The sequence below is a fragment of the Pseudomonas tremae genome, assembly GCF_001401155.1.
In the GTDB taxonomy this organism is placed as follows: domain Bacteria; phylum Pseudomonadota; class Gammaproteobacteria; order Pseudomonadales; family Pseudomonadaceae; genus Aquipseudomonas; species Aquipseudomonas tremae.
In genome coordinates, this window is the sequence record NZ_LJRO01000384.1 from 207,657 (window position 1) to 216,417 (window position 8,761).

Annotated in this window: 8 protein-coding genes; 3 read left to right on the forward strand and 5 right to left on the reverse strand. The window is 58.9% G+C overall.

All coding sequences use genetic code 11. The annotated features are described in order from the left end of the window. Window positions 1-136 precede the first annotated feature (136 nt). The 3 genes from ALO43_RS22230 to ALO43_RS30405 form a co-directional block, all read right to left on the reverse strand. Window positions 137-625, reverse strand: coding sequence for a glutathione peroxidase (locus tag ALO43_RS22230; RefSeq protein WP_054998060.1), 489 nt, complete (start codon window positions 623-625; stop codon window positions 137-139). Between the two features lie 129 nt (window positions 626-754). Continuing rightward, window positions 755-1,240 carry an FKBP-type peptidyl-prolyl cis-trans isomerase gene (locus ALO43_RS22235; RefSeq protein WP_005891250.1) on the reverse strand — a complete coding sequence of 162 codons (486 nt, stop codon included), beginning with the start codon at window positions 1,238-1,240 and terminating at the stop codon, window positions 755-757. Between the two features lie 149 nt (window positions 1,241-1,389). Next, the gene (locus ALO43_RS30405) at window positions 1,390-1,554 is read right to left on the reverse strand and encodes a hypothetical protein (protein WP_155495993.1); all 165 of its coding nucleotides are present in this window, start codon (window positions 1,552-1,554) and stop codon (window positions 1,390-1,392) included. Between the two features lie 80 nt (window positions 1,555-1,634). On the opposite strand from ALO43_RS30405, the gene pta reads away from it, so the two are divergent. Both pta and ALO43_RS22245 read left to right on the forward strand, forming a co-directional pair. Further along, window positions 1,635-3,725 carry a phosphate acetyltransferase gene (gene pta / locus ALO43_RS22240; RefSeq protein WP_005891247.1) on the forward strand — a complete coding sequence of 697 codons (2,091 nt, stop codon included), beginning with the start codon at window positions 1,635-1,637 and terminating at the stop codon, window positions 3,723-3,725. Window positions 3,726-3,787: 62 nt separating this feature from the next. Further along, a complete protein-coding gene (locus ALO43_RS22245) occupies window positions 3,788-4,705 on the forward strand; it encodes an acyltransferase (protein WP_024670445.1) in 918 nt (305 codons plus the stop codon). A gap of 121 nt (window positions 4,706-4,826) precedes the next feature. On the opposite strand, the gene ALO43_RS22250 is transcribed toward ALO43_RS22245, so the two are convergent. Further along, window positions 4,827-5,516, reverse strand: a complete 690-nt coding sequence (locus tag ALO43_RS22250) for an OmpA family protein (protein WP_024670446.1) — start codon at window positions 5,514-5,516, stop codon at window positions 4,827-4,829. Window positions 5,517-5,965: 449 nt separating this feature from the next. Here ALO43_RS22250 and ALO43_RS22255 point away from each other — a divergent pair, with 449 nt between their 5' ends. After that, the gene (locus ALO43_RS22255) at window positions 5,966-7,162 is read left to right on the forward strand and encodes an HD-GYP domain-containing protein (RefSeq protein WP_053931902.1); all 1,197 of its coding nucleotides are present in this window, start codon (window positions 5,966-5,968) and stop codon (window positions 7,160-7,162) included. Window positions 7,163-7,174: 12 nt separating this feature from the next. Here the strand turns inward: ALO43_RS22255 and ALO43_RS22260 are convergent. Then, on the reverse strand, window positions 7,175-8,761 hold a 1,587-nt coding region (locus ALO43_RS22260; protein WP_217999786.1), incomplete at its 5' end, for a helix-turn-helix transcriptional regulator.

Sequence of the window (8,761 nt, forward strand, 5' to 3'; positions counted from 1 at the left end):
AGTAAGACGCGCAGGGTATCGCTGGGCGTATGCAGTGGCCCAGTACTATTGATTTAGATGATTTTGGTTCAGAAGCCGGTATGACCGGTATGAGTAGGTCAGTCGGGCGAGCAGGATTGCCTTCCCGACCAGGTATTCAGCTGTGCGCCAAGGCCTTTTCGATCGCCTGGATCACGGCAGCATCGTCTGGTGGTGTGCGTGGCGAGAAACGTGCGCTGACACCACCATTCTTGCCAACCAGAAACTTTTCGAAGTTCCAGGTGATATCCCCTGGAAATTCGGCCCCCTCGCCTGCCAGCAAACGGTAAAGCGAATGCCGATTTGGCCCGTTGACTTCGAGCTTTTCGCCCAACGGGAAGGTCACGCCATAGTTGAGCTGGCAGAATTCGGCAATTGCCTGCTCGGTACCCGGTTCCTGTCCGGCGAACTGGTTGCAGGGCAGCCCCAATATCACCAGCCCCTTGTCCTTGTACTGCTGATACAGGTTTTCAAGCGCCGCGTACTGAGGTGTAAGCCCGCATTTGGAGGCAACGTTGACCACCAGAACAACTTTGTTCTTGAAATCAGCCAGTGGCAGTTCCTGACCACCCAGCGCCTTCAATTTGATGTCGTGAAAAGCACTCATGAGAACCTCTTTTGAAACAAGTAGCCCTCGGCCACAACTTTAAAAGGCACCCTGGCCGAACGCGTAACGAAATCGTCATCGCAGAACAGCCAGGGCGCCTTTTCAGTGACCTGAGCCTGACAGCAAAAATCAGTGCTGATGGCCGCCTTCACCGTGAACGTGGCCATGAGCCATTTCTTCTTCACTGGCGTCGCGAATGGCCACGACCTTCACGTCGAAGTTCAGGCGCTGACCAGCGAGCGGGTGGTTGCCGTCAACGGTAACATCATCACCGTCCAGATCACGAATGGTCACGATCTGCATCTGGCCATCGGGTGCCGATGCATGGAACTGCATGCCGACTTCCAGTTTGTCGACACCTTCGAACATGCTGCTGCTCAGGGTGCTGACCAGTTCGGCGGAATATTCACCGTAGGCATCTTCTGGTTCGACGGCAACTTTCAGTTCGTCACCGACGTCCTTGCCTTCAAGGGCTTTTTCGAGGCCCGGGATGATGTTGCCTGCACCTTGCAGGTAAACCAGCGGCGCACCACCGGCAGAGCTGTCGATGACCTCACCAGCGTCGTTGGTCAGGGTATAGTCAATGGAGACAGCCTTATTGGCGGCGATCGGCATGGGGACAAGACCTTTTGCTTAAGATTGAAGAATGATCAAGTTTAACCAAGCCATCGCCCGAAAGCGAACGCAACTCTGACGGACGGCCCGGATTGGAAAGTTCAACTGTTTTCGATTGGAGACAGGACGAGCAAGCCTGCTGAAATGCGCTACTGTCCTGCTGCCATATGCAGCGCCAACTTCAGTCGCAACGCTGGCAGGTGCCTGCTCCGATCCAGTACCCGGTGCGCAGCGACAGGTGACTGGCAGGCCTTGCGATGCGGCAGTGTGCGAATGCCGCAGATAACGATAATCTTGCCGACGAGAATTCGCACCAGACGATTTCCAGACTTTTTTGGCCAGCCGCTGTTCCATATCTGCTGCGCCCCTTGCACTGCCCAATCGAGAAGCCCGTATGCAGACGTTTTTTATCGCCCCCACGGATTTTGGTGTGGGGTTGACCTCCATCAGCCTCGGCCTGGTGCGCACCCTGGAGCGCGCAGGCCTGAAAGTGGGCTTTTTCAAACCGATTGCCCAACCGCACCCCGGTGACTTGGGGCCAGAGCGCTCGACCGAACTGATGGCCCGAACGCATGGGCTCAAGCCGCCCAAGCCTCTGGCACTGTCGCATGTCGAGCGCATGCTGGGTGACGGTCAACTGGACGAGCTACTCGAAGAAATAATCAATCTTTATCAACAGGCAGCTGTCGGCAAGGATGTGCTGGTCGTCGAAGGCATGGTGCCGACTCGCAGCGCCAGTTACGCCGCTCGGGTCAACCTGCACCTGGCCAAGAGCCTGGATGCCGAAGTCATTCTGGTTTCGGCACCGGAAAACGAAGTGCTGACCGAGCTTTCGGGGCGGGTCGAACTGCAGGCCCAGCTGTTTGGTGGTCCCAAGGACCCGAAGGTGCTTGGCGTGATCCTCAACAAAGTCCGCACGGACGAGAGCATGGCAGTTTTCGCCGCGCGCCTGAAAGACCACTCGCCGCTGCTGCGTAATGGCGATTTCCGGCTGCTGGGCTGCATCCCCTATCGCGCCGAACTGAATGCACCGCGCACCCGCGACGTGGCCGAACTGCTCGGCGCGCAGGTACTGAACGCGGGTGACTACGACCAGCGACGCATGTCCAGAATCATTATCTGCGCGCGCACCGTGCTCAATACCGTCCCGCTGCTTAAGCCAGGTGTGCTTGTGGTCACGCCGGGCGACCGCGACGACATCATTCTGGCCGTGAGTCTGGCGGCCATCAACGGTGTCCCGCTGGCGGGCCTGCTGCTGACCAGCGATACCCTGCCCGACCCGCGCATCCTGGAACTGTGTCGGGGCGCGCTCCAGGCCGGTCTGCCGGTGCTGTCTGTCAGCACCGGCTCATATGACACGGCGAACCGCCTCAATCAGTTGAACAAGGAAATCCCTATCGATGACCGCGAACGCGCGGAAAACATCACCGATTTCGTCGCCAGCCATCTGGATGCCGGCTGGCTGCACCAGCGTTGCGGCACCCCGCGCGAGCTGAGGCTGTCGCCTGCTGTGTTTCGCTATCAGTTGATCCAGCGCGCACAGACGGCCAACAAGCGCATCGTCCTGCCGGAAGGCAACGAACCGCTGACCATTCAGGCTGCAGCAATCTGTCAGGCCCGCGGTATCGCTCGTTGCGTGTTGCTGGCCAGGCCCGAGGAAGTGCAGGCGGTGGCCAGGGCGCACGGTATCGAGTTGCCGCCAGGGCTCGAGATTCTGGACCCCGAGGTGATTCGCGAGCGCTATGTGGCGCCGATGGTGGAACTGCGCAAGAGCAAGAGCCTGAACGCGCCGATGGCCGAGCAACAGCTTGAAGACCCGGTGGTGATAGGCACAGTGATGCTCGCGCTCGACGAGGTCGACGGGCTGGTGTCAGGCGTTGTTCATTCCACCGCAAACACCATCCGCCCGGCCCTGCAACTGATCAAGACCGCACCGGGCTGCACGCTGGTTTCCTCGGTGTTCTTCATGCTGTTTCCCGAGCAGGTGCTGATGTATGGCGACTGCATCATGAACCCGCACCCGAGTGCCAGCGAGCTGGCCGAAATTGCCCTGCAAAGTGCCGACTCGGCGACCGCGTTCGGCATCTCGCCGCGCGTGGCGATGATCAGCTACTCCAGCGGCAACTCGGCCAGCGGTGAAGAGGTCGAGAAGGTCCGTGAAGCGACTCAGCTGGCACGGGAAACCCGCCGTGATCTACTGATCGACGGGCCTCTGCAGTATGATGCCGCAGCCAATGAAGACGTCGCCCGGCAACTGGCGCCGGACAGCCCGGTGGCAGGACGCGCGAATGTCTTCGTGTTCCCGGATCTGAATACCGGCAACACAACGTACAAGGCGGTTCAGCGCAGTGCCGACTGCGTAAGCCTTGGGCCGATGCTGCAGGGGCTGCGCAAACCGGTGAACGACCTGCCCCGCGGCGCGCAGGTTGATGACATCGTCTACACCATCGCACTGACGGCCATACAGGCCGACACACTTTCCTGATACACACCGAGATGCCGCAGGACAGCCTGCGGCGCTCGACAACTTCCGGAGCACTGCCTGTCATGGATTTCCTGCCTGCCCCACTGCGCGGCGTCATTGCTTCGCTGCTGTTGGCGCTGAACACCATCGTCTGTTGTTCGGTGCTGTTCGTGGTCGCCATCTTCAAGCTCTGCCTGCCCTTCTCCGCCGCCCAGCGTTTCACCGACTGGTTGATGAGCCACATCCATGAAACCTGGATCGGCACCAACAATGCCTGGATCAGACTGCTTTGCCACACCCGCTGGCACCTGAGCGGCCTGGAAGGGCTGGATTACCAGCACTCGTATCTGGTCACCAGCAACCATCAGAGCTGGGTGGATATCATGGTGTTGCAGTACGTACTCAACCGGCGCATCCGCCCATTGAAATTCTTCCTCAAACAGGAACTGATCTGGGTGCCGGTGATTGGCCTGGCATGGTGGGCCCTGGGTTTTCCGTTCATGAAGCGCTACTCCAAAGCGTATCTGGCCAAGCACCCGGAAAAGAAAGGCAAAGACCTGGAAACCACCCGCCGCACCTGCGCGAAGTTTCGTCATAACCCGGTAGGGATTTTCAACTTTGCAGAGGGCACACGCTTTACAGCCGGCAAACACGCGCAGCAACAATCGCCCTTCCGTCATCTGCTGAAACCGAAGGCTGGCGGCATTGCCTTTGTGCTTGATGCGATGGGCGAACAGCTGGCATCGATCATCAACGTGACCATCCACTACCCCGGCGGACAACCCGGTTACTGGGATCTGCTGTGCGGCAACGTGAAGGAAGTCGTCGCCCACTTCGAAGAAATCAAAATTCCGCAGGAGTTTCTAGGCAAAAACTACGACCAGGATGGCGAGTACCGTCTGGAATTCCAGCAGTGGATCAATGCATTGTGGGAAGAAAAAGACCGACTGCTGGACAGGCTGCACGAGCAGTACCCAGAGCATCGCGGCGCAGACGTGTGACGTAGAGCGTCACCAAGAGCACTCCGCCCCCTGAGTGTAGGCCTGAACCGGCCCGTGCTCCGCGAGAGGCTGCAATTACAGAGGCGCTGCGTCCGCTCTGAGGCGAACGCAGCGGCGCGTGTCAGTACTGCTGGCCAGGGATCGGCTTGAGGTTGACTTCTACGCGGCGGTTCTGGGCGCGGCCGTTGACGTCGGCGTTGCTGGCGATCGGTTGATCAGGCCCTGCACCGCGCACTGAAAGGTGAGTTTGATCGACGCCTTGGGATGTCAGGTAGGTAGCCACGCTCTGGGCACGTTGCTGTGACAGGTCCATGTTGTGCTGACGGCTACCGGTGCTGTCGGTGTAGCCGACAATTTCAATGTTGTTCTGGTTGAACTGCTTCAGCGAGCTCGCCAGGTTGTTCAACGGCGAGTAGAAGCTGCTGGCAATCGCCGAAGAGTCGGTCGCGAAAGTGATATTACCCGGCATGATCAGCTTGATCTGGTCACCCTGACGCTGCACCTCTACCCCGGTATTGGCCATGCTCTCACGCAATGCAGCTTCCTGCTTGTCTGCGTAATAGCCATAACCTGCGGAAGCAGCGCCCGCAACAGCGGCGCCGATCAATGCGCCCTTGCCACGATGGTTGTGGTCGATGGCCGCGCCAGCGACAGCACCAGCCAATGCGCCAAGCCCACCGTATTTGGCTGTTTTGCTCATGCCACCGGAGCTTTGCGCCTGTCCTTGATTGTCATAGGGGTTGGATGTCGCACAGCCCGAAAGCATGGCAACGGCAGTGGCAACAATAATCAAACGACGCGAGGTAAACATTCAGGAGCTCCTGGTTTTGACGAACGCTGGTAACCGGATTAGAGCATGCCAACTGTCAAAAATTCCTTAACCCCGGCTGAACCGCCCGCCGTACGGGCTTTCAGGCCCCTATTGGCAGCAGCGAAGTGCTGGTCATCAGGGATCGGGGCGCCAGTCAGAGACCAGGACATTTGCGCAAGCATGCCATCTCAGAGACGTGCGCGCGTGGCGTTACATTGCGCAGAATGTGAAGCTTTCGAGGAGTGATCGGCAGGCCGTAAATAGACATGATTTTTTACCTGACCGCCCCGTATACTGGCATTTTGAGATCGTCATGATCAGTGCACTCGGTGAGGTGAAATCATGTCTATCCATAACGGGCACACACTGCGCACACCCTCCGGCGGTCGGTTGCATACACGCTGTGTCGCACCTTGCACGCTCATGCCTCTGCACGCGGGTCCCTGATCATGTTGAAAAAAATTCCCGTTAGCCAGCTTGTTCTGGGCATGCACATTCACAAATTCTGCCGTCGATTGACCAATGACCCTTTCTGGACGAGTCTGGTCGACGTCATGCTCGATGATCCCGAGGTGTTGAAGCGCATTAAAGCCTCGGGCACCAAGGAAGTCTGGATAGAAACCGGTAAATGTCGCGTCATCGAGCCACCTGCCGCCGGCGGTTCTTCCGAGCTTGAGACATTTGTGTCTGATACCGACCCGGTCAGCCTCGACAAGGAGGTGCTGCGCGCCCGGATGATCTGCGCAAAGGCAAGAGACGCGGTCATGCACATGTTCACCGAAGCCCGCATGGGCAAGGCGATGAACGCAGAAAACATGCAATTGCTGGTCGAAGAAATATCCAGCTCCATCTTGCGTCACCCCCATGCGCTGATCAGCCTGTCGCGCCTGAAGACGGCCGACGAATACACCTACATGCATTCAGTGGCCGTTTGCGCGCTGATGGTCGCACTGGCCAGGCGCATGGGCATGCCGGACGAACAGATACGTCAGGCGGGCGTGGCCGGTCTGATGCACGATGTCGGCAAGATGATGATTGACCCGGACGTGCTCAACAAACCCGGGCGACTGACCCATGAAGAATTCGAGCTTATCAAGGCTCACCCGGAACTGGGTGTGGGCATCCTCAACAACAGTCAACCGGTCGCGGAAGCGGTGGTGGATGTGTGCCTGCATCACCATGAAAAAGTCGACGGCACAGGTTACCCACACGGCCTGCAAGGCGATCAGATCAGCATTTTTGCGCGTATGGGCGCGGTTTGCGATGTGTATGACGCCATCACCTCAGAACGCCCGTACAAAAAAGGCTGGGGCGTTGCCCATTCGATTCGCCAGATGGCCACCTGGAAAGGCCACTTTGATGAAGCGGTATTTCAAAGCTTCGTCAAGACCGTGGGTATCTACCCTGTCGGCACGCTGGTGAGACTGGAAAGCGGACGTCTGGGCATAGTGATCGACCAGAGCGGCCAGTCCTTGCTGAAGCCGATCGTGAAGGTGTTCATGTCAGCTCATACCGGCAAGACTTTTGCGGCACAGATTCTTGATCTGGAGGACCCCGCAGAACACGACGTGATCGTTAAAATCGAGTTGCCCGCTGACTGGGGGCTGAAGAACATTGATGCAATGTGGGCAGGAAGCCCAAGCTGATCCGACCGTCCGTTACCCTAGCAGGCCCAGAATCTTCGCCCGCGCCACCGCCTGTGTGCGCCGCTCGACCCCCAGTTTGCTGTTGATGTGGCTGGCGTGAGTCTTGACGGTGTGCAGGGAAATGAACAGCTGCTCGCTGATTTCCTGATTCGAGCAACCTTTTGCAATCAATTGCAGCACACCCAGTTCACGCACGCTGAGGCAGTCGCTGCCATGAGCAGGCTCAGGCGTCAGCGGTATGAAACACGCAGGGAATTTTTCCAGCAGCGCATTGCGCACTTTGCAAGGCGGCGCTTGCAGCAACTGCTCGTGCAGCCACTGGGCATGTTCGCCAAGCAGCGTTCTGAACGGCAAAAGCGCCCCACCGGCAGCCGCATGCAGGCAGCGCAGCAGTAACCCCCGAGCCTCGTCGAGACGCGACTGACCCAGCAAAAGGTCGATCTGCTGAGTCATGGCGATCAACTCGAGCAGTTGCGCACCCACGCACCGCGCACGCTGCTCAAGTGCCTGCAAGCGCTGTTCGCTGGTAACACTATCGCCCTGCGTTCGTTCCAGCACGGAACGCTGCAGTTCAATGTGTTGCGGCAACTGCGGATGACACTCCGGGGCTGCGACACCCAGGCCGCCGTTATAGGTCTGGGTCAGACGCAGCAGCCACGCCTCGGCCAAGTCACTACGTCCCTGCAGCAACCACAGCTCGCATTTGACCAGCGTGATCATGGCCAGGTAGTAGACAGGCGGCACATCCCAAATGTGCATCAGCCGCTCGGCCTCGGCCAGTTCGGCGAACGCTTCGGAAAACCGGCCATCGCAACCGTCCATTGTGGCAATCACGCAGTGCCCTATCAGCACACTGATGTCTCGACAGGCACGCGCTTCGGCCAGCCCGGCCAGTAACAATACCCGCCCTTCGCTAACCTGCAGACGCAGTGTCGATAAATAGCCTTCATACAGCGTCAGGCGTGCACGCACGGCATACAAGCGCACAGTGGAAAGCCCTTTGAGGCGCTGCAGACCGCGCCGAACTTCCTCCAGCGCGCGAAGTACCTCGCCCCGGGCCTGCAGGACTCTGGCGCGGTCATAATGCGCCAGGGCTTCGAACAGCGGATTGGCGACCCTCTGGGCCAGCTCGAGCGCATCTCGGTTCAGCACCCTCGCTCGCCACAGGTCGCCCTCTGCAACCGCCAGGTTGGCCAACGTCGAAAGACAGACCAATCGCTGTCCGTAACGTTTTTCAGGCAGGCTCAGCAAGGCTTCGGCGCAATAGCGTCCGGCCTGCTCACTGTCGCCGCGTCCCCGCGCAATGACACCGCTGAGGGCCAGCCATTGAGCGAGCATCGATTTTTGAGCAGTTGCCGAAGGCGCAGGTAGAAACCGGCTCAGTTGATTGGCCAGTTCCTCGGCAGCATCCAGTTGACAGGCCAGCCCCAGCGCCCATGCGTAAAGGACGATCAAGCGCGGGGTACTGGTCAGCAGCTCATCCGGCAGGTCCATTTTCCAACGCAGTAACATGCCGACATTCTGCTCGGCCAGCAGTTGTTCTTCAGAAAGGTTCTGCACCAGATTGGCCGCAACGTCCAGATGCCCTGCGCGCAGGGC

Coding starts and splice junctions, on each gene's coding strand:
- ALO43_RS22230 (WP_054998060.1), bottom strand. CDS start 625: ATGAGTGCTTTTCACGACATCAAATTGAAGGCGCTGGGTGGTCAGGAA.
- ALO43_RS22235 (WP_005891250.1), bottom strand. CDS start 1,240: ATGCCGATCGCCGCCAATAAGGCTGTCTCCATTGACTATACCCTGACC.
- pta (WP_005891247.1), top strand. CDS start 1,635: ATGCAGACGTTTTTTATCGCCCCCACGGATTTTGGTGTGGGGTTGACC.
- ALO43_RS22245 (WP_024670445.1), top strand. CDS start 3,788: ATGGATTTCCTGCCTGCCCCACTGCGCGGCGTCATTGCTTCGCTGCTG.
- ALO43_RS22250 (WP_024670446.1), bottom strand. CDS start 5,516: ATGTTTACCTCGCGTCGTTTGATTATTGTTGCCACTGCCGTTGCCATG.
- ALO43_RS22255 (WP_053931902.1), top strand. CDS start 5,966: ATGTTGAAAAAAATTCCCGTTAGCCAGCTTGTTCTGGGCATGCACATT.